Raw genomic sequence first — 19455 nt, 5'->3', positions numbered from 1 at the left:
CGGTCAGCCGCAGCGCAAGACCGTAATCACGCCGTCAGCGTCCAGCTCTGCGTTAAGGCGGTCCGCGCGGAAATCCATCGTTACCGCCATGCCCGGCTCGATCCAGCGAATGGTTTGCGCGCCGGAGCGGGTGGCGATTTCAGCGCGCAGCGTCTCATTGGCGCGGATACCGACGAAGCTTTGCACCAGGCTCGCCCCGCATTCGTCGCCATCGTCGCGCAACGAAATCGGCTCGCGCTGTCCGGTCTCATAGCGATCGGCCCGTCCGGTGGCACAGGCGGCAAGCGCCCAGCAGGCCAGGACGGTAAAGCCGGTCATTGCGTATCGCATTGCTGTTCCTCCAAGCCATCGCCTCCTTCGACCGGAGGGCGGGTCATCACCAGCCTGCCTTTGCGTACGGCAAAACTGAGCCGACCTTCGACAAGTTCCAGCGCATCACGGCCAAAAACTTCGGCACGCCAGCCGGTCAGGATGGCGAGGCCGCTCCGCGCGCCGGCCGCAAGCTGTTCGATGTCATCGCTGCGGGCAATCAGGCGCGAGGCCACATTGAGTTCTCGCGCGCGGATCTTGAGAAGCAGCTTGAGGAGGTCGGCGACGAGCGCGCCGTCCTTGCCGAGACCCGGCCCGCGTGCCGGGGCCTCGGGCATTTCCTCTCGCTTCATCGGCTCGGCGTCGGCCAGTGCCAGCATCAACCGCGCGCCTATGTCATTGTTGCGCCAACTGGCGGAAAGGCCGCGCACCTTGGCCAAGTCGTCCTGCGTGCGCGGCGGATGGGCTGCCATGTCGGCCAGCGTCTCATCCTTCGCAATGCGACCGCGCGGCAGGTTCTTGGAGCGCGCCTCCACCTCGCGCCAGGCGGCGAGGGCGCGCAGGCGGCCGAGCACATCGGGCTTTTTGGACTGGATCTTGACCCGGTGCCATGCGTCTTCCGGGTGCATGGCGTAATTGGCCGGATCTGCGAGCTTTTCCATCTCCTCGTCCAGCCACTCGCCGCGCCCAGTCTGCTTGAGCTTGTCGAGCATACGCGGAAAGATGATGGCGAGGTGCGTGACATCGGCGATCGCATAGTCGATCTGCCGCTTGTCGAGCGGACGGCGCGACCAGTCAGTGAATCGCGCACCCTTGTCCAACGTCAGACCCAGCCAGCTTTCGACCAGATTGGAATAGCCAAGCTGCTCGGCCTGCGCGAGCGCCATTGCGCCGATCTGCGTGTCGAAAATCGGATGCGGGGTCTTGCCGGTCAGATTGTAGATGATTTCGACATCCTGCCCACCGGCGTGGAACACCTTGAGGATGTCTTCACGCTCGACCAGGAGATGGAGCAGCGGATCGAGATCGATATCGCGCGCCAGCGGGTCGATGGCTGCCGCGATTTCAGGCGTTGCCACCTGGATCAGGCAGAGTTCGGGATAGTAGGTCGACTCGCGCATGAATTCGGTGTCGACGGTGATGAACGGGGCGTCCGAAACGCGCTGGCAGAAATCGGCCAAGGTTGCGCTGTCGGTTATCAGTTGGTGTCCTGCCATCGGCCAGCCTTAGGCGCGAATCGTAGAAGTTTGAAGTGGGCGTTTCATTGCGTACGCGGACCCTGCCGCCCGGCGAGGCAGGTCAGAAACGCGAGCGCCGTGCCGATGCACAATTGCCATGGAAAGGCGAGGCTGCCCCAGCTGTCCGGAAGCCCCAGCGCCTCGACGACATAGCGTTGCTGCACCAGCGTGGCGAGGAAACCCATGGCGAGCGCGGCGATGACCGAGGCGGTCGATCCGCGGCGTGTGAACAGCGCCACGCCATAGACACCAAGCAGACCGGAGTAGGCGAACGCCATCACACCGAGCACGAATTCCAGCAACGGCGTGTCGGCATAGCGCTGCCAGTAGAAGCAAAGGATGGAGGTGGCGAACAGGGCGAGTGCCAAGAGCACCATCGCCACGCGCCCGGCCAGTACATAGTGCCGGTCGGGCAGGACGGCGGTGCGCTCGCGCAGCGGCCGGTAGAAATCGCTGACCAGCACTGCCGCCATCGAGATCAAGCCGGAGTTGATCGCTGCCGCCGCAATGACGCCCACGGTCACCAGGCCCCGCAACACGGGTGGAACCTCACTCAATATGTAGGACATGAAGACGGTGATCTTCTCGCCAGCAAAGGTCGCGCTCGCCGCTGCCGCATCGCCGCCCATCAAGTCGGGCCGGTTGTAGAAGATCCACATCAGCGATCCGATCGCCATGAACAGGGCAACGACAGGGATCGTCGCCAGCGCCGACGCATAGAGCGCCCGCTGTCCCGCGCGCGCATCCTCGCAAGCGAGGAAGCGCTGGGTGGTATCCTGATCGAGCCCGGCATTGCCGATGTTGAGGAGCACGACGCCGGTCAGGATCGCAGCGAGGGAGAATGGCGCGCTGAAGTCCAAGGACGTGTCGATGAGTTGCAGCTTGTTTTGCCCATCCGGGGCATGGGCGAGCGCACTCCACACCTCAGCAGGGCTGGCCGTGATCGAAGACAAGAGCAGCGTCAGCACCAGCAGCGCTGCCCCGACATAGAGCACCACTTGCACCAGATCGCTCCAGATCACGGCGTTCAAACCGCCGAACAAGGTGAAGGCGATGCCGAACAGGACCAGCAGCATCGATGCGATGAGCATATGGTCGGCATCGACGTCCAGAAAGATCATCATCGATACCGCGATTGCGGCGAGATACAGCCGCGCGCCGCTGGCGAGGATGCGGCCGACCAGATACATCGCCGCAGCCGCACGGCGCGCACCCACGCTGAACCGGCTTTCCAGCAGTTCGTAGACGGTGGTCACGCCCAGCGCATAGAAGCGCGGGATCAGCAGCCGGGCGACGAGGAACGCGGCAATCAGCGCGGCGATGTTGCTGGCAAGATAGCTGTAATCGCCACGATAGGCATAATCGGGCGCGCCAAGAAAAGTCGCGGCCGATTGCGTGGTCGACAGCACGGACACCGCCACCAGCCAGGTCGGCGCATGATGGCCGGCGAGGAAGAAATCCTCACTGCTGCGCATCCGCTGTGTCGCCAGCCATCCGGCGACAGCAAGCGTGCCGATATAGGCAAGAACGACGGCCCAGTCGGCAGCGGTGAAAGACAAGGTCATGATCTGTCGGGCCCCCCGGCAATGGCCCGACTGGTTGCCGGTTTGGCACCGGTTGGCAAGCGGCAGACCAGTGGCGCAACCCTTATCCTTGACAAATGCCGCGCTCGACTGTGTTAGGCGCGCTCAAGATTGCGCGGCCCGCCATGTGGTCGCCGAACCCATCGAAAGAGCTTATCCATGCACGCCTATCGCACCCACACTTGCGGCCAGCTCCGCAGCACAGACGTCGGCGGCACCGTCCGCCTGTCCGGCTGGGTCCACCGCAAGCGCGAGCACTCAAACGTTCTTTTCGTTGATCTGCGCGATCATTATGGCGTCACGCAAATCGTCTTCGAGACGGGCTCAGAGCTAAGCAAGATGGTCGACGCCCTCGGAGCCGAGTCTGTTCTGACTGTCACTGGAAATGTGTCGGCGCGTGCCAAAGAAACATTGAACCCCAAGCTGCCGACCGGCGAGATCGAAGTTTTCCCCAGTGCCGTGGAAGTGCAGTCGACTGCTGACAAGCTGCCGATGCCGGTGTTCGGCGAGCAGGAATATCCCGAGGATATCCGCCTCAAATACCGCTTCCTCGACCTGCGGCGCGAGCGGCTGCACAAGAATATCCTGCTGCGTTCGGGTGTCATCGCCAGCTTGCGTCGCCGGATGATCGAGCAGGGCTTCACCGAGTTCCAGACGCCGATCCTCACCGCATCGTCGCCCGAAGGCGCGCGCGATTTCCTCGTGCCGAGCCGCGTCCATCCGGGCAAATTCTATGCGCTGCCGCAGGCGCCGCAGATGTTCAAGCAGCTGCTGATGGTGGCGGGGTTCGACCGCTATTTCCAGATCGCTCCCTGTTTCCGCGATGAGGATGCGCGGGCTGACCGCAGCCCGGGCGAATTCTACCAGCTCGACTTCGAGATGAGCTTCGTCACTCAGGACGATGTGTTCGCCGCCATCGAGCCGGTGCTGGCGGGCGTGTTCGAGGAATTCGCCGACGGCAAGACGGTGACGCCTGCACCATTCCCGCGCATTCCCTACCGCGAATCGATGCTGAAATATGGCAACGACAAGCCCGATCTCCGCAACCCGCTCATCATCACCGATGTTTCCGAGCATTTTGTCGGCTCGGGTTTCGGGCGCTTCGCGGACATGGTCGCCGCGGGCAGCGTGGTGCGCGCCATCCCGGCACCCGGCACTGCGGAAAAGAGCCGCAAATTCTTCGACGACATGAACGCCTGGGCGCAAGGGGAGGGTTATCCCGGCCTGGGCTATGTCACACGCAAGGGCGGCGAGTTCGGCGGGCCGATCGCCAAGAACCATGGCGAAGCTGGCATGCAGGCCATCTATGATGCGCTGGGCCTTGGCCCCGACGATGGCTGTTTCTTTGCCGCTGGCAAGGAAGCGCAGGCCGCCAAGCTGGCTGGGCTTGCCCGTACCCGTATCGGCGAGCAGTTGGACCTGATCGAGCAGGGCTGCTTCAAATTCTGCTGGATCGTCGATTTCCCGATGTTCGAGGCGGACGAGGATACCGGCAAGATCGATTTCAGCCACAACCCCTTCTCGATGCCGCAGGGCGAGCTGGAGGCGCTGGAAACCAAGGATCCGCTCGACATCCTCGCCTGGCAATATGACATCGTCTGCAACGGCATCGAACTGTCGTCGGGCGCGATCCGTAACCATCGCCCGGACATCATGTACAAGGCGTTCGAGATTGCCGGTTACAGCCGCGAGGATGTCGACCGGGATTTCGCCGGCATGATCAACGCCTTCAAGTTCGGCGCACCGCCGCACGGTGGCTCCGCGCCCGGCGTCGACCGCATCGTCATGCTGCTGGCGGACGAGCCGAACATTCGCGAAGTCGTGCTGTTCCCGATGAACCAGAAGGCCGAAGACCTGATGATGAACGCGCCGTCGGTGGTCACCGACAAGCAGCTCAAGGAGCTGCATATCCGCGTTGTCGATGGCCCCAAGGCGGGATGACAGCGGCGCCGCTCGAGCATCGGCTGACGCTTGGGCCAGGCGAGCTGTGCTGGTTCGAGTGGGGTAAGCCCACCGACCGGCCGTCGCTGCTGCTGCTCCACGCCACGGGCTTTCACGCCCGGCTGTGGGACCAGACCATAGAGGCGCTGGCAGCGCTCGGTTCGCCGCTGCCACACATCGTCGCGCCCGATCTGCGCGGCCATGGGCGCAGTTACAAGCCGGCCTCGATCGGAGACTGGAGCGCGACGGCAGCCGATCTTGTGCCGCTGGTGTCTGCCGCCATTCCGGGTCGGCTGGTCGCAGTCGGCCACAGCATGGGCGGCTATTGCGCTGCGGTGCTGGCTGGACTCCTGCCGGACAAGGTCGCGCGGCTGTTGCTTGTCGATCCGGTGATCCTGCCGCCAGAGACCTATGATACTGGCGCTACTGAGCCTGACCCCTCGACGCACCCGGTGGCGCGTCGGCGCGGGCGGTGGCCGGACGCGCAGGCGATGATCGATGCCTTTGCTGGGCGCGCGCCTTATAGTTCGTGGCGCCCGGCGGCGCTGGCGGACTATTGCCGCTTCGGTCTCAATCCGGCTCCGGACGGTGACGGGCTGGTGCTGGGCTGCCCGCCCGAGATCGAGGCCAGCGCCTATCTGGGCGCGGCGCGCAACGATGCGATGGGGATGCTGGCGAAGGTGCGTTGCCCCGCCACCGTCCTGCGCGCGCGGGTGGCGGAGCGGCAGGGGCCGATGGACTTCAGCATCAGCCCGACCTGGCCGGCGCTGGCGGCGCACTTGCCTGAAGCCCTAGACCTATGTTGGCCGGATGTGTCGCATTTCATTCCGATGGAGCAGCCCGAACGGCTGGCCGCGCTGATCAGAGAAATCTATTTAAAAGCAACAGGTTAACAAGGCTCGCGCCGAAAGGCGGAAGCCGGTAGGCTGTCGGGATGGAAGGAGCGTGCGATGGCTGTCGATCTGGGCGATTTCGAGAAGGGCGCAAAATATAGCGGCGATTATGATGCCGACCTCCTGGCGCTGCAGGAGCGGCTGGCCCGCATTCAGGCCGCGCACATCATCCATCAGCGCGAATCGATCATCCTGCTGGAAGGCTGGGACGCAGCGGGCAAGGGGGGCATCATCCAGCGGCTGTGCGCCGAATGGGACCCGCGCTATTTCCAGGTCTGGCCGATTGCCGCCCCGACGCAGGCCGAGAAGGACCGTCACTTTCTCTATCGCTTCTGGACGCGGATGCCCGGAAAGCGCGAGATCGCGGTGTTCGACCGGAGCTGGTACGGGCGGGTGCTGGTCGAGCGGGTCGAAGGCTTTGCCTCCGAGCGCGACTGGAGCCGGGGCTATGACGAGATCAACGAATTCGAGGCGCAACTGACCGAACATGGCGTGACCCTGATCAAGCTGTTCACGCATGTGACGCAGAAGGAACAGGACCGGCGGCTGGCCGACCGGCTCGACGACCCGTGGAAGCGCTGGAAAACCGGTGCCGAGGATTTCCGCAACCGTGCCCGCCGGAGTGACTATCTGCGCGCCTATGCCGACATGTTCGATCGCACCGACACGCGCTGGGCGCCGTGGACCGTGATCGACAGCAACAACAAGAAGGCGGCGCGCATCGCCGCGCTGACGCATGTTGCCGAGCGGCTGGAGGCTGCAGTGCCGATGGTCGCGCCTGCGGCCGATGCGGAGGTGGTCAGGCTGGCTGAGGAGGCCTTCGGCTACAAGCCGGCCGAGCGCTGATCCTGCCGCGGCGCCGACCTTTCGCAAATCAGGCATTGCAATGCGTGGCCTGCTGCGAAAGAGACGATGCAAAGTGCGGACCGCCGGGAGAGTGCATCGATGTCATCCAACATTGCCGAACTGGAACGCCGCCGCGCCGCCGCCCGATTGGGCGGGGGTGAAAGGCGGATTGCAGCGCAGCACGCCAAGGGCAAGCTGACTGCGCGCGAGCGGCTGGATGTGCTGCTCGACGAAGGATCGTTCGAGGAGCTCGACATGTATGTCGAGCACAACTGCACCGACTTCGGCATGGCCGAGCAGATTTTCCCGGGCGATGGCGTCGTCACCGGATCGGGCACGATCAACGGGCGGCTGGTCTACGTGTTCAGCCAGGATTTCACCGTGTTCGGCGGATCGCTGTCCGAACGGCATGCGCAGAAGATCTGCAAGGTGATGGACATGGCGATGAAGGTCGGCGCGCCGGTCATCGGCCTCAACGACAGTGGCGGCGCGCGCATCCAGGAGGGCGTGGCGAGCCTGGGCGGCTATGCCGAGGTATTCCAGCGCAATGTGCTGGCGAGCGGCGTGGTGCCGCAGCTCAGCCTGATCATGGGGCCGTGTGCGGGTGGGGCGGTCTATTCGCCTGCGATGACCGACTTCATCTTCATGGTGAAGGATTCCTCCTACATGTTCGTCACCGGACCGGACGTGGTCAAGACGGTGACCAACGAGGTGGTCAGCCAAGAAGAGCTGGGCGGGGCGATCACCCACACCACCAAGACCAGCGTTGCCGATGTCGCCTATGAGAATGACATAGAGGCACTGCTGGCGGCGCGCGACTTCTTCGACTTTCTGCCCGAGAACAACCGCACCGGCGTGCCCGAACGGCCGACCGACGACCCGTGGGACCGCATCGAGGACAGCCTCGACACGCTGATCCCGCCATCGGCCAACCAGCCCTATGACATGCACGAGCTGATCAGGAAGGTGCTGGACGAGGGCGATTTCTTCGAAATCCAGCCTGGCCATGCGGCCAACATCATCTGCGGCTTCGGGCGCATCGAGGGGCGGACCGTCGGCGTGGTCGCCAACCAGCCGATGGTGCTGGCGGGTGTGCTCGACATCAATTCATCGAAGAAGGCGGCGCGCTTCGTGCGTTTCTGCGACGCGTTCGAAATCCCGATCCTGACCTTTGTCGACGTCCCCGGCTTCCTGCCGGGCACGAGCCAAGAGCATAATGGCATCATCAAGCATGGAGCGAAGCTGCTGTTCGCCTATGCCGAGGCGACCGTGCCCAAGATCACCGTCATCACCCGCAAGGCCTATGGCGGGGCCTATGACGTGATGGCGTCGAAGCATCTGCGCGGCGATTTGAACTATGCCTGGCCGACGGCGGAAATCGCGGTGATGGGCGCGAAAGGCGCGGTTGAGATCATCTTCCGGTCGAAAGACCCTGAGGAGATTGCGGCGCGGACCAAGGAATATGAGGACCGCTTCGCCAATCCGTTCGTGGCGGCTTCGCGCGGGTATATCGATGAGGTGATCTATCCGCATTCGACGCGGCGGCGGGTGGCGCTGGGGTTGCGGAAGTTGCGGAACAAGAGCCTCGAAAATCCTTGGAAGAAGCATGACAATATTCCGTTGTAAGCCATGACCGCGATCATATTGAAGTTGATCGGCGCGTTCGTCTTCGGAGTCTTGGGATATGGGCTCTGGAAGCAGGGAAGCGAGTGGAGAGCAAAAGGTGAAATCCCGCGGGATTGGATCGAATCAAAACAGCCTAAGCCAGTATTGAAAGGCCAAGACGGGTTTTATGCCGGTGTAGCTTGGCAAAGGGCGATGGGGGCCTTGGTTTGGCTTTTTGCGGCGTTGTTTGCTCTTTCTATCATTTTGCAAATCTTGGGAATTTTCTGATGAAACTCGGCCGCCTCAACCACATCGGCGTCGCGACGCCGTCCATCGCCGACAGCATCGTCTTCTACCGCGACGTCATGGGTGCGACGAAAATCCATGAACCCTTCGACCTGCCCGAACAGGGCGTGAAGGTATGCTTCGTCGACACGCCGGGTGCGGATGGGGCGATGACGGGCACGCAGATCGAGCTGATCGAGCCGCTGCCGGGCAACACCAGCATTGCCTCTTTTCTGGAGAAGAACCCGGCGGGCGGGCAGCATCATGTCTGTTACGAGGTGCCGGATATTCACGTTGCCAAGGCCGAGTTCGAGGCGCAGGGCAAGCGCGTGCTCGGCGAGCCGCGTATCGGTGCGCATGGCACGCCGATCTTCTTCGTCCACCCGCGCGACATGGGCGGGGTGCTGACCGAGATTATGGAAACACCCGCAGCCGACCACTAGACTTACGTTTACGTAAAGGGCAGCTTGCGCGCCGGGGCAGGAGAGTCGTTCCGGCCGGATCATCTGGGAGAGATGCGCATGACCTATGAAACCATCACGCTGGATATCAGCGAGGATATCGCCACCATCACGCTCAACCGGCCCGAGCGGCTCAATGCCGCGTCGTTGCAGATGGCCGACGACATCAATCTGGCGTTGCACAATCTGGGCGGTGCGCGCGCGCTGGTGATCACCGGAGCAGGGCGGGCCTTCTGTTCGGGCGCCGACCTGCAGGCGCGCGGTGGCGGATCGATTTCCGGCGGGGATGCCAGCTATGTCGCGCTGACCCGGCACTATAATCCGACGATGATGACGCTGGCGAAGCTCAACATCCCGGTGATCACGGCGGTCAATGGCCCGGCGGCGGGCGTGGGTTGCTCGATCGGCCTGTGCGGCGATTTCGTCATTGCTGGCAAGTCGGGCTATTTCCTGCAGGCCTTCGTCAACATCGGGCTGGTGCCTGACGGCGGCGCGTCGTGGATGCTGCCGCGGCTGGTGGGCAAGGCGCGCGCGACCGAGATGATGATGCTGGGCGAGCGCATCCCGGGCGAGAAGGCCGCCGAATGGGGCATGATCTACAAGTGCGTCGAGGATGACGCGCTGCAGGCCGAAGCGCGCGCGCTGGCGGCACGGCTCGCCGCAGGGCCGACACTGGCCTATGGCGTGATGCGGCGCAACATCCTGACTGCGCTTGAAAATGATTATGCCGCCGCGCTCAATGCCGAGGCCGAAGGGCAGCGCATTGCCGGATCTAGCGCCGATGCGATGGAGGGTGGCCTCGCCTTCCTGCAGAAGCGCAAGCCGGCGTTCAAGGGCGCCTGATGCTGTTCTTCAACAGCCCCAACCCGGCGCCCAACCCGCGCCGGGTGCGGATTTTTGCGGCGGAGAAGGGGATATCGCTGCCGATGCGCGATATCTCCATTCCGGCACGCGAGCAGAAATCGCCCGAGTTTATGGCGCTCAACCCGCGCGGGCAGACGCCGGCGCTGCAGCTCGACGACGGAACGGTGATCGCCGAAAGCGTCGCCATCTGCCGTTATCTCGAAGGCCTGCATCCCGAGCCGCCCTTGTTCGGTGGTGATGCGCTGTCGCAAGCAGTTGTCGAGATGTGGAGCCGCCGGGTCGAGATGGTGCTGATGCCGCCGGTCGGCGCGGTGTGGGTGCACACCCACGCCTTCACTGCGCGGCTGCCGGGGCGCAATGCGGAATGGGGCGAGGCCAATCGCCCGCGTGTCGACGAGGCGTTGCGCTTCTTCGACGAGAGCCTGAAGGACGGTATCTGGCTGGCCGGTGCGGATTACAGCATTGCCGACATAATATTGCTGACAACGGTCGATTTCGCCGGCTTTGTCGGTATGACGATCCCCGACGAGCTGACGGCGTTGCGTGACTGGCACGCGCGCGCATCCGCCCGGCCGAGTGCCGCGGCCTGAATGGTGAGAGCATGAGCGATCCGACGATTTCCGACTGGCAGGTGGCTGCGGCGAAAGAGGTCAAGGGCAAGGACCTGACCTGGCAGACACCCGAAGGCATCGCGGTGAAGCCGCTCTACACGGCGGACGATGTGCGCGAAGACCCCGGTCTGCCCGGCTTCGCGCCGTTCACGCGCGGGGTGCGGGCCTCGATGTATGCGGGGCGGCCGTGGACCATCCGGCAATATGCGGGCTTTTCGACGGCGGAGGAGAGCAATGCCTTCTATCGCCGCAACCTGGCGGCGGGGCAGAAGGGGCTGTCGGTCGCCTTCGATCTGGCGACGCATCGGGGCTATGATTCGGATCATCCGCGCGTGGTCGGCGATGTCGGCAAGGCGGGCGTCGCCATCGACAGCGTCGAGGACATGAAGATCCTGTTCGACGGCATTCCGCTCGACCAGATGTCGGTCTCGATGACCATGAACGGCGCGGTGATCCCGATCCTCGCCTTCTTCATCGTTGCCGGGGAAGAGCAGGGGGTCGATCGTGCGGCTCTCGACGGGACCATCCAGAACGACATCCTCAAGGAGTTCATGGTCCGCAACACCTATATCTATCCGCCCGAACCATCGATGCGGATCATCAGCGACATCTTTGCCTACACCAGTCAGGAGATGCCCAAGTTCAACAGCATCTCGATCTCCGGCTATCACATGCAGGAGGCGGGGGCGACGCAGGTGCAGGAACTGGCCTTCACCATCGCCGACGGCATCGACTATGTGAAATATGGCGTCGCTTCAGGGCTTGATATCGACAAGTTTGCAGGACGTCTCAGCTTCTTTTTCGCCATCGGCATGAACTTCTTCATGGAAGTCGCCAAGCTGCGCGCGGCGCGGGTGCTGTGGCACCGGGCGATGACCAGGCTGGGCGCGCAGGACGAACGCAGCAAGATGCTGCGCACGCATTGCCAGACATCGGGCGTCTCGCTGACCGAGCAGGACCCGTACAACAATGTCATCCGCACCACGGTGGAGGCGATGGCGGCGATGCTGGGCGGGACGCAGAGCCTGCACACCAATGCGCTCGACGAGGCGATCGCGCTGCCCACCGATTTTTCCGCGCGCATCGCCCGCAACACGCAGATCGTGCTGCAGGAAGAAACGGGGATGACGCGCGTCGTCGATCCGCTGGGCGGCTCCTATTATGTCGAAGCGCTGACCAGCGAACTGGTCGATGCTGCGCAGGCGATCATCGACCGGGTCGAAAGCGAAGGGGGCATGGCCAAGGCGGTCGCGGCCGGCTGGCCCAAGGCGATGATCGAGGAGGCCGCGGCGGCGCGGCAGGCGCGGGTCGACCGGGGCGAGGATGTCATCGTCGGCGTCAACAAATACCGTCTGGCAAGCGAGGACCGGCTGGAGACGCTGGAGGTCGACAACGCCGCGGTGCGCGAGGCGCAGATTGCGGGGATTGCGCGGGTGAAGGCCAGCCGCGACGAGGCGGCGTGCCAGGCCGCGCTCGCGGCGCTGAGCGAAGGCGCGGCGGGCAAGGGCAATTTGCTCGCCCTCGCCGTCGATGCCGCGCGTGCCCGTGCGACGCTGGGAGAGATCAGCGCAGCGATGGAGGCGGTGTTCGGTCGCTACGGCACCACGCCGACCCCGGTGAAGGGCGTCTATTCCGCACCCTATGCCGAGGATGATCGTTGGGCGCAGGTGACCGCGGGGGTCGAGGCTGTGGCGCGGCGGCTGGGGCGCAAGCCCAAGCTGCTGGTCGCCAAGATGGGGCAGGACGGGCATGATCGCGGCGCCAATATCATCGCGTCGGCGTTCGGCGACATGGGCTTCGACGTGGTGTCCGGCCCGCTGTTCCAGACACCCGAGGAAACAGTGGTGCTGGCGCTCGACAGCGGTGTCGACGTCGTCGGCGCGTCGAGCCTCGCGGCCGGGCACAAGACGCTGATCCCGCAACTGATCGACGGCCTGCGCGCAGCGGGTCGCCACGATATCAAGGTTATCGCCGGCGGCGTAATCCCGCCGCAGGATTATGATTTCCTGCGCGATGCCGGAGTGCAGGGCATTTACGGGCCGGGCAGCAATGTCGTCGAATGCGCAGCGGATGTGCTGCGGCTGCTAGGGCATAATATGCCGCCGCTGGATGGATTGGGCGAGGCTGCACAATGATTACACTGATGGTTTTGGCGCTCGGCGTGAGCGAGCCCCAGTCGGCTGCGGTCCGCGGTTGTGAAGAGAGAGCGCCAATCCGCGATCCCTCTGTATGTGCTCCACTTTATGACGATGGCACTATTGTGATTTACAATATGGAAAGCGTGGCAGTTGGCTCGATTGAGGAGATGCAGCGAGTCCGGGAAATGACGAGACATTGCCGGATCGACAACCGGATCGATTACGTTGGCGCGGTCGACGTTGCAGTCTACGACATTGTAAATGCTGACGAAGGGTCCAGAGCTTGCGTGATCGGATGGATAGCGGAGAACGCACCGAACCTTGCCTTCTCGGAGGAGAGGTTTGAGCAAAGGTTCGAACGTGCACGGCAGATTAAGCAGAGAGATTTGTCCGAATGATCGGCCCCCGTACTGATTGGACCCGCGAAGAGATCGCCGCCCTCTTCGACCTGCCGTTCACCGACTTGCTGTTCCGTGCAGCGGAAACCCATCGCGCGCACCATGCGGCGGGCGAAATCCAGCTCTGCACCCTGCTCAGCATCAAGACCGGCGGGTGTCCGGAGGACTGCGGCTATTGTTCGCAGTCGGTGCATGCCGACAGCGGGGTCAAGGCGACCAAGCTGATGGATGTGCGCGCGGTGCTGCAGAAGGCGGCGGAGGCGAAGGATGCCGGGTCGCAGCGGTTCTGCATGGGCGCGGCGTGGCGCAATCCCAAGGACCGGGATATGCCGGCGATCGTCGAGATCGTGAAGGGCGTGCGCGCCATGGGGCTGGAAACCTGCATGACGCTGGGCATGCTGGAGCCGCATCAGGCCGAGATGCTGGCGGAGGCCGGGCTCGATTATTACAACCATAATATCGACACCTCGCCCGAGCGCTACAATGAGGTGATCAGCACGCGGACGATGGATGACCGGCTTGAAACGCTGGCCCATGTCCGCAATGCGGGCATCAATGTGTGCAGCGGCGGCATCGTCGGCATGGGGGAGACGCGCGCCGACCGCGTCGGCTTCATCCACACCCTCGCCACGCTGCCGCGCCACCCCGAAAGCGTGCCCGTCAACGCCTTGGTCCCGGTCAAGGGCACGGTGCTGGGCGACATGCTGGCCGATAAGCCGCTGGCGAAGATCGACGACATCGAATTTGTCCGCACGGTCGCGGTGGCGCGCATCACCATGCCGCTGAGCATGGTGCGGCTGAGCGCCGGGCGCGAGTCAATGTCCGAGGCGACACAGGCGCTGTGCTTTATGGCCGGCGCGAATTCCATCTTCACCGGCGACAAGCTGCTGACGGCGGCGAACGCGGGCGATGATAAGGACGCGGCGCTGATGGCGAAGCTGGGGCTGCGGGCGATGGTGGCGGAAGAGCCGATGCGGGCTTGCCGGGTTGCGGAGGTTGTGGAGTAACTCATGGGGATGAGAAGTCTGGCAGTTGGGCGTGTGCCGGGTTTGCTCGCAACTGCGCTGCTGTTGGGGCTTGTACCTTCTGCTGCACTTGCCTGTGGTGACCCAACAGATGACTGGTATGAGAGAGTCAGCGATGTTGTTTTCGAGGCGACAGCGCACTGCTCGGTAGAGCGGCGTAGTTGTACCCTGCGGGTCCACCGGATCGTGAAGAATCCGCTCAATCTTCAATTGCGAAGCCGCCCGATCGAGGTCGATTATCAGAATTGGTACGATGACTTTTACGCTACCAACCCAGATGAAATCATCTTTGTTTGCGGGGTGCCGGTGTTCGAACCAGAACAAGAGCGCTTTCGTGCTCGATTTTATGCCAATCTAGACCCACGAACATCCGAATTGATCGTCCGGCGTGCTCGTTTGACAAACCAAAACAGAATTGAGGAAGAGTAACAATCGATGGTCAAAAAAATCCTCATTGCCAACCGTGGCGAAATCGCTGGCCGGGTTATAAAGACCGCGCGGCGCATGGGTATCGCCACCGTCGCGGTCTATTCCGATGAGGATGAGCCCTTTGTGACGTTAGCGACCGAGCAGCCGATGCGGGCGTGCCGGACATTGGAGGCGGCGGCGTGATAGCCGCCGCTGCCGCGCTATTGGGTGCCAGCCTGGTCGTGTTCTTGCGGTCGGCGGGGATATTCGGGAACGGAGGTATCCGCCCCCGCCTGATCGCAGCGACAGCTCTCTGGGTGGTCGCCGCTGGTGCCTGCTGGCTGGCTCTGCAACAGCAAGGCTTCGATGCGGCGAGGGCGGGCCTTTTCACCTTCGGCTGGGCGCAATTGGGCTACGGGCTGTTGTTCGGTGTGCTCGCCTTTCTGACTTTCCCCCTCTATGTCTTCATCACGAGCAAGCTGGGCGGCACGCCTCCTTCGACCGACACATTGGCGACCATCGCCTCGGCGTCCTTGCCCCAGAGGCTGTTCCTGCTGTGCACTGCCGCAGGTGCGGAAGAACTGATCTTCCGCTTCGCTGCAATCGGCGGGCTCATGGCGGCTGGCGTCAATCACGGCGCTGCCGTAGCGATCCCCCTTGTCGTGTTCGTCCTTGCACATCGTGCATCGTGGGGATTGGCGCATCTGGCTTTCGTCACCGTCGTCGGCATGCTGATGACAGCCGCGTTTCTGTCAGGCGGGCTGTGGGCTGCCGTTCTCGCGCACTTCATCGTCGATGCGCCCCTTATGTTGGCAGGAAAAGCAGTATCTGCCCGCGGCAACGGCAGACAGGTTGTGGAAACTGGAAAAGAATGATGTTCAAGAAAATCCTCATCGCCAACCGTGGTGAAATCGCTTGTCGGGTGATCAAGACGGCGCGGCGGATGGGCATTGCCACCGTCGCGGTCTATTCCGACGCCGACGCGCGTGCTCCGTTCGTAAAGATGGCTGATGAAGCGGTGCATATCGGGGCGTCTCCGGCGGCGCAGTCCTACCTGGTGGCCGAGAAGATCATCGAGGCGTGCAAGGCGACGGGCGCGGAGGCGGTGCATCCGGGCTACGGTTTCCTGTCCGAGCGCACCTCCTTTGCCGAGGCGCTGGCGGCGGAGGGGATTGCGTTCATCGGGCCGCCGGTCGGTGCGATTGCGGCGATGGGCGACAAGATCGAGTCCAAGAAGCTGGCCAAGGCGGCTGGGGTCAACGTCGTTCCGGGCTTCGTCGGCGAAATCGAGGATACCGAGCATGCGGTGCGCATTTCCGACGAGATCGGCTATCCGGTGATGATGAAGGCCAGCGCCGGCGGCGGTGGCAAGGGGATGCGGCTGGCCTATTCGGAAGCCGATGTCCGCGAGGGGTTCGAGGCGGTCAAGCGCGAGGGGCTGAACTCGTTCGGCGACGACCGCGTATTCATCGAGAAGTTCATCCTCAATCCCCGCCACATCGAAATCCAGATCCTCGGCGACCAGCACGGCACCATCCTCTACCTCAACGAGCGCGAATGCAGCATCCAGCGCCGCCACCAGAAGGTGGTGGAGGAAGCGCCATCGCCGTTCGTCACGCCCAAGATGAGGAAGGCCATGGGCGAGCAGTGCGTCGCGCTGGCGCGGGCGGTGGGCTATTACAGCGCGGGCACGGTCGAGCTGATTGTCTCGGGCGCCGACCCGAGCGGCGAGAGCTTTTACTTCCTCGAAATGAACACCCGCCTGCAGGTCGAGCACCCGGTGACCGAGGCGATCACCGGCATCGATCTGGTCGAGCAGATGATCCGCGTTGCCGCCGGCGAGAAGCTCGGCTTCACGCAGGACGATATCGGCATCGACGGATGGGCAATCGAGAACCGCGTCTATGCCGAAGATCCCTATCGCGGCTTCCTGCCCTCGACCGGGCGACTGGTGCGCTATCAGCCGCCGGTCGAGGGCTGGACCGACGATGGCAGCGCCAACGGGCGGCGCGGTGTCGATGGCGTGCGCGTCGATGACGGCGTCTATGAGGGCGGCGAGGTCAGCATTTTCTATGACCCGATGATCGCCAAGCTGGTGACCTGGGGGCCAACCAGAGACGACGCAGCGGACAAGCAGATCGCCGCGCTCGATGCCTTCGAGATCGAGGGGCTGGGCCACAACATCGATTTTGTCAGCGCGATCATGCAGCACCCGCGTTTCCGCTCGGGCGAACTGACGACGGGGTTCATTGCCGAGGAATATCCCGATGGCTTTACCGGCGCGCCCGCGTCACCGGAGCTGCTGCGCAATCTTGCCGCCATCGCCGGCTTTGCCTCGGCGGCAGAGGCGGATCGGGCGCGGCGGGTCGACGGGCAGCTCGGCAAGCGGCTGCACCCGCCCGCCGAATGGGCAGTGACGATCGGCGGGGCGACCCATCTGGTCGAGCTCGACGAGGACGAGATTGCCGTGGACGGCGAACCGCTCGACCTGGCGATGGAATATACGCCGGGTGACCGGCTGATCGAGGCCGAGGTGGATGGTGCGCCGCTGACCGTGCGCATCGCGCGCACCCGCAGCGGCTTCATGCTCACCGCGCGCGGGGCCAGCCACAAGGCGACGTGCCTGCCAGCGCATGTCGCGCCGCTCGCCGGCCACATGATCGAGAAGATTCCGCCCGATCTCTCCCGCTATCTGATCTGTCCGATGCCGGGGCTGCTGGTGGCGCTGCACGTCGGTGTCGGCGACAAGGTCGAGGCGGGTCAGCCGCTCGCCGTGGTCGAGGCGATGAAGATGGAGAATATCCTGCGCGCCGGCAAAAGCGGCGTGGTCAAGTCGGTCAACGCCGCGCAGGGCGAGAGCCTAGCGGTGGATGCCATCATCCTTGAAATGGAATGAGCGCGGTCAGGGATAGCTGACGGTCTTCGGTACCGCCGGAATCTCGATCCGCTCCGCATCGTCGCCGGGCACGACCGGGAAGCGGTGCGCATTCCAGTCCTCGCGCGCCTGCACGATCCGATCCCGGCTGGAGCTGACGAAGTTCCACCAGACGTGGCGCCGGGTGGTAAAGGCTTCTCCGCCGAGCAGCATGACGATGGCCCCATCCTCGCTCGCCAGCGTGGCGGCGTGGCCGGGCTTGAGGATGTGCAGCAATTGTGGTGCGAGTGGCTGGCCGTCGAGCGTGGCGCTGCCGCCGACGACGATCAGCGCGCGCTCGTCCGCCCCGGCGTCGATGGGGACGCTGCTGCCGCAGCCCAGCCGGATGTCGGCGTAGATGGTCGCGGCCTGCTGGGTCGTCGGTGCGGTCGCGCCCCACAGGCTGCCCATGATCACGCGGGCTTCGACGCCGCCGTCGCCGATCACCGGCAGATCGCCAGCCCCGACATGCTCGAAAGCCGGGGCAATTTCCTCCTTGCCGTCGGGCAGGGCGAGCCAGGTCTGCATGCCGTAGATGCGGCCCATGTGGCTGCCCGCCGCGCGCTGGCGCTCGGCCAGCGGCGAACGCTCGGAGTGGACGATGCCGCTGCCCGCCGTCATCAGATTGACCGCGCCTGGTTCGATCACCGCCACGGTGCCGAGGCTGTCGCGGTGGCCAATGGCGCCATCGAACAGATAGGTGACGGTCGACAGATTGATGTGCGGGTGCGGGCGCACGTCCATGCCCGTACCCAGATCGAATTGCGCCGGACCGAAGGCGTCGACGAAAATGAACGGGCCAACCATCGTCCGTCCGCGCGAGGGCAGGGTGCGACGGACTTCGAAGGCGCCGATGTCATGGCTGGATGGCGCGACGGTCTCGAGAATCGGGCCGGGCGCGCTCATTCGCCCGGCGCCTTCGCCTTGATGGCGAGCGCATGGATCGAGTCGCGCAGCAACGCGCCGAGGGCATGATTGACCATGCGCTGCCGCTCCACGCGCGATTTGCCTGCAAAAGCCTGCGCGACGATGGTCACGTTGAAATGCGACTCCCCGCTGCCGTCGTCTCCGGCATGGCCGTGGTGGCTGGCGCTGTCGTTGCTGACCAGCAGCTGGTCGGGCGACAGCGCGGCGGCGAGACGCTGGTTTATCTGTGTTTCGACGGGACCCATGCTGCATCTTTCTGCACTGGCCGCCTTGCAACCGGGGAGGCGGGTTTCCTAAATGTGCTAGGGAAAGGACGCTCCGGCGACAATCCCGTTTCAGCGACGGGCGGAGCTATCACGGCATTTGGCAGACCGATATTCCCCCCGCTTTCACGGCCGCGTGCCCGGCGACCGGCCCTGCGCGATCGCCGGCTGCCCGGAGACCGGCGAATTTCGCGCGCCCGGCGACCGTCGGCCGGGTTTCGACGGGCCGGGCGACTGGCGCTGGCTGTGCCTGGAGCATGTGCGCGAGTTCAACGCGCGCTATAATTTCTTCGACGGCATGAGCGCCGACGAAATTGCCGACGCGCAGGCGCCCTATGGCGGCTGGGAGCGGGAGACTCGCGCCTTCTCCTCGGTAGGGGCGGACGCACCGCCGAAATGGTCGGACTTCAGGGACCCGATGGATGCGATCGGCGCCCGCTATCGCAAGGTGCGTGCGGCGGCCGAGGATCGGGCGCAGGGGATAAGCGCGGAGATGCGATCGGCATATCGCGTGCTCGGGCTGACGCCGGGCGCCGACCTCATGGCGGTGCGCCGTGCCTATTCGACGCTGGTGCGCCGCTACCATCCGGATCGCAACGGCGGGGATCGCAGCCATGAAAAGCAGCTTCAGGCGGTCGTCGAGGCCTATCAGCTTGTCCGCAAGCAGGCCGCCCACCGATCGTGAGCGCACCGGCGATGCCGGGGATGTGATTTGCGCTTTTCGTCGCCGATGCTTTGCGGCATGG

At 64.1% G+C, this 19455-nt stretch carries 20 protein-coding genes and 1 pseudogene; 16 read left to right on the top strand and 5 right to left on the bottom strand.

Going from position 1 to position 19455, the window contains the following annotated elements:
* Positions 1 to 3 precede the first annotated feature (3 nt).
* Genes AC0QC4_RS09630 through AC0QC4_RS09620 form a run of 3 tightly spaced genes read right to left on the bottom strand, consistent with a single transcriptional unit; the run spans position 4 to position 3112 of the window.
* The gene (locus AC0QC4_RS09630; protein ID WP_483659677.1) at positions 4 to 330 is read right to left on the bottom strand and encodes an I78 family peptidase inhibitor; all 327 of its coding nucleotides are present in this window, start codon (positions 328 to 330) and stop codon (positions 4 to 6) included.
* Positions 315 to 1526, bottom strand: a complete 1212-nt coding sequence (rnd, locus tag AC0QC4_RS09625; protein ID WP_483659676.1) for a ribonuclease D — start codon at positions 1524 to 1526, stop codon at positions 315 to 317. The genes AC0QC4_RS09630 and rnd overlap by 16 nt, the downstream gene beginning before the upstream one ends.
* A gap of 44 nt (positions 1527 to 1570) precedes the next feature.
* A complete protein-coding gene (locus tag AC0QC4_RS09620; RefSeq protein ID WP_483659675.1) occupies positions 1571 to 3112 on the bottom strand; it encodes a sodium:solute symporter in 1542 nt (513 codons plus the stop codon).
* A gap of 177 nt (positions 3113 to 3289) precedes the next feature.
* On the opposite strand from AC0QC4_RS09620, the gene aspS reads away from it, so the two are divergent.
* The 15 genes and pseudogenes from aspS to AC0QC4_RS09545 all read left to right on the top strand — a co-directional run bounded on the left by aspS (position 3290) and on the right by AC0QC4_RS09545 (position 17501).
* Positions 3290 to 5071 carry an aspartate--tRNA ligase gene (gene aspS / locus AC0QC4_RS09615; protein WP_483659674.1) on the top strand — a complete coding sequence of 594 codons (1782 nt, stop codon included), beginning with the start codon at positions 3290 to 3292 and terminating at the stop codon, positions 5069 to 5071.
* Positions 5068 to 5964: an alpha/beta fold hydrolase gene (locus AC0QC4_RS09610; RefSeq protein ID WP_483659673.1), complete on the top strand. Its 897-nt coding sequence runs from the start codon at positions 5068 to 5070 to the stop codon at positions 5962 to 5964. Before aspS ends, AC0QC4_RS09610 begins: the two co-directional genes overlap by 4 nt.
* A 57-nt stretch (positions 5965 to 6021) precedes the next feature.
* Positions 6022 to 6810: a polyphosphate kinase 2 family protein gene (locus tag AC0QC4_RS09605; RefSeq protein ID WP_483659672.1), complete on the top strand. Its 789-nt coding sequence runs from the start codon at positions 6022 to 6024 to the stop codon at positions 6808 to 6810.
* Positions 6811 to 6909: 99 nt separating this feature from the next.
* On the top strand, positions 6910 to 8436 hold the full coding sequence (locus AC0QC4_RS09600; protein WP_483659671.1) for an acyl-CoA carboxylase subunit beta: 1527 nt from the start codon (positions 6910 to 6912) through the stop codon (positions 8434 to 8436).
* Between the two features lie 3 nt (positions 8437 to 8439).
* A complete protein-coding gene (locus AC0QC4_RS09595; RefSeq protein ID WP_483659670.1) occupies positions 8440 to 8703 on the top strand; it encodes a hypothetical protein in 264 nt (87 codons plus the stop codon).
* Entirely contained in the window at positions 8703 to 9143 is a 441-nt protein-coding gene (mce, locus tag AC0QC4_RS09590; protein ID WP_483659669.1) for a methylmalonyl-CoA epimerase, read from the top strand. The genes AC0QC4_RS09595 and mce overlap by 1 nt, the downstream gene beginning before the upstream one ends.
* Positions 9144 to 9221: 78 nt before the next feature.
* Complete coding sequence (locus AC0QC4_RS09585) at positions 9222 to 10004, top strand: enoyl-CoA hydratase-related protein (RefSeq protein WP_483659668.1); 783 nt, start codon at positions 9222 to 9224, stop codon at positions 10002 to 10004.
* Positions 10004 to 10615 carry a glutathione S-transferase family protein gene (locus AC0QC4_RS09580; protein ID WP_483659667.1) on the top strand — a complete coding sequence of 204 codons (612 nt, stop codon included), beginning with the start codon at positions 10004 to 10006 and terminating at the stop codon, positions 10613 to 10615. Before AC0QC4_RS09585 ends, AC0QC4_RS09580 begins: the two co-directional genes overlap by 1 nt.
* Positions 10616 to 10626: 11 nt before the next feature.
* Positions 10627 to 12771, top strand: coding sequence for a methylmalonyl-CoA mutase (gene scpA, locus AC0QC4_RS09575; protein ID WP_483659666.1), 2145 nt, complete (start codon positions 10627 to 10629; stop codon positions 12769 to 12771).
* Entirely contained in the window at positions 12768 to 13172 is a 405-nt protein-coding gene (locus tag AC0QC4_RS09570) for a hypothetical protein (RefSeq protein WP_483659665.1), read from the top strand. The genes scpA and AC0QC4_RS09570 overlap by 4 nt, the downstream gene beginning before the upstream one ends.
* Positions 13169 to 14179 (top strand): biotin synthase BioB, encoded by a 1011-nt coding sequence (bioB, locus tag AC0QC4_RS09565; protein WP_483659664.1) that lies wholly within the window; start codon positions 13169 to 13171, stop codon positions 14177 to 14179. The genes AC0QC4_RS09570 and bioB overlap by 4 nt, the downstream gene beginning before the upstream one ends.
* A 9-nt stretch (positions 14180 to 14188) precedes the next feature.
* Positions 14189 to 14626, top strand: coding sequence for a hypothetical protein (locus tag AC0QC4_RS09560; protein WP_483659663.1), 438 nt, complete (start codon positions 14189 to 14191; stop codon positions 14624 to 14626).
* 6 nt (positions 14627 to 14632) lie between these two features.
* A pseudogene (locus tag AC0QC4_RS09555) lies at positions 14633 to 14740 on the top strand (biotin carboxylase N-terminal domain-containing protein); the annotation flags it as partial.
* Positions 14741 to 14805: 65 nt separating this feature from the next.
* Complete coding sequence (locus tag AC0QC4_RS09550) at positions 14806 to 15480, top strand: CPBP family intramembrane glutamic endopeptidase (RefSeq protein ID WP_483659662.1); 675 nt, start codon at positions 14806 to 14808, stop codon at positions 15478 to 15480.
* Positions 15477 to 17501, top strand: coding sequence for an ATP-binding protein (locus AC0QC4_RS09545; RefSeq protein WP_483659661.1), 2025 nt, complete (start codon positions 15477 to 15479; stop codon positions 17499 to 17501). Before AC0QC4_RS09550 ends, AC0QC4_RS09545 begins: the two co-directional genes overlap by 4 nt.
* 6 nt (positions 17502 to 17507) lie before the next feature.
* Here the strand turns inward: AC0QC4_RS09545 and AC0QC4_RS09540 are convergent, their stop codons facing one another.
* Together AC0QC4_RS09540 and AC0QC4_RS09535 are read right to left on the bottom strand one after the other, a co-directional pair.
* Positions 17508 to 18425 (bottom strand): pirin family protein, encoded by a 918-nt coding sequence (locus AC0QC4_RS09540; protein ID WP_483659660.1) that lies wholly within the window; start codon positions 18423 to 18425, stop codon positions 17508 to 17510.
* Entirely contained in the window at positions 18422 to 18691 is a 270-nt protein-coding gene (locus AC0QC4_RS09535) for a BolA family protein (RefSeq protein WP_483659659.1), read from the bottom strand. Before AC0QC4_RS09535 ends, AC0QC4_RS09540 begins: the two co-directional genes overlap by 4 nt.
* Before the next feature lie 154 nt (positions 18692 to 18845).
* On the opposite strand from AC0QC4_RS09535, the gene AC0QC4_RS09530 reads away from it, so the two are divergent.
* On the top strand, positions 18846 to 19394 hold the full coding sequence (locus tag AC0QC4_RS09530) for a J domain-containing protein (protein ID WP_483659658.1): 549 nt from the start codon (positions 18846 to 18848) through the stop codon (positions 19392 to 19394).
* The last annotated feature ends 61 nt before the right edge of the window (positions 19395 to 19455 follow it).

This window comes from Sphingomonas sp. jy18, from assembly GCF_056931895.1.
Note: the sequence above shows the minus strand (reverse complement) of the source record. Positions and strands in the feature narration are given on the sequence as shown.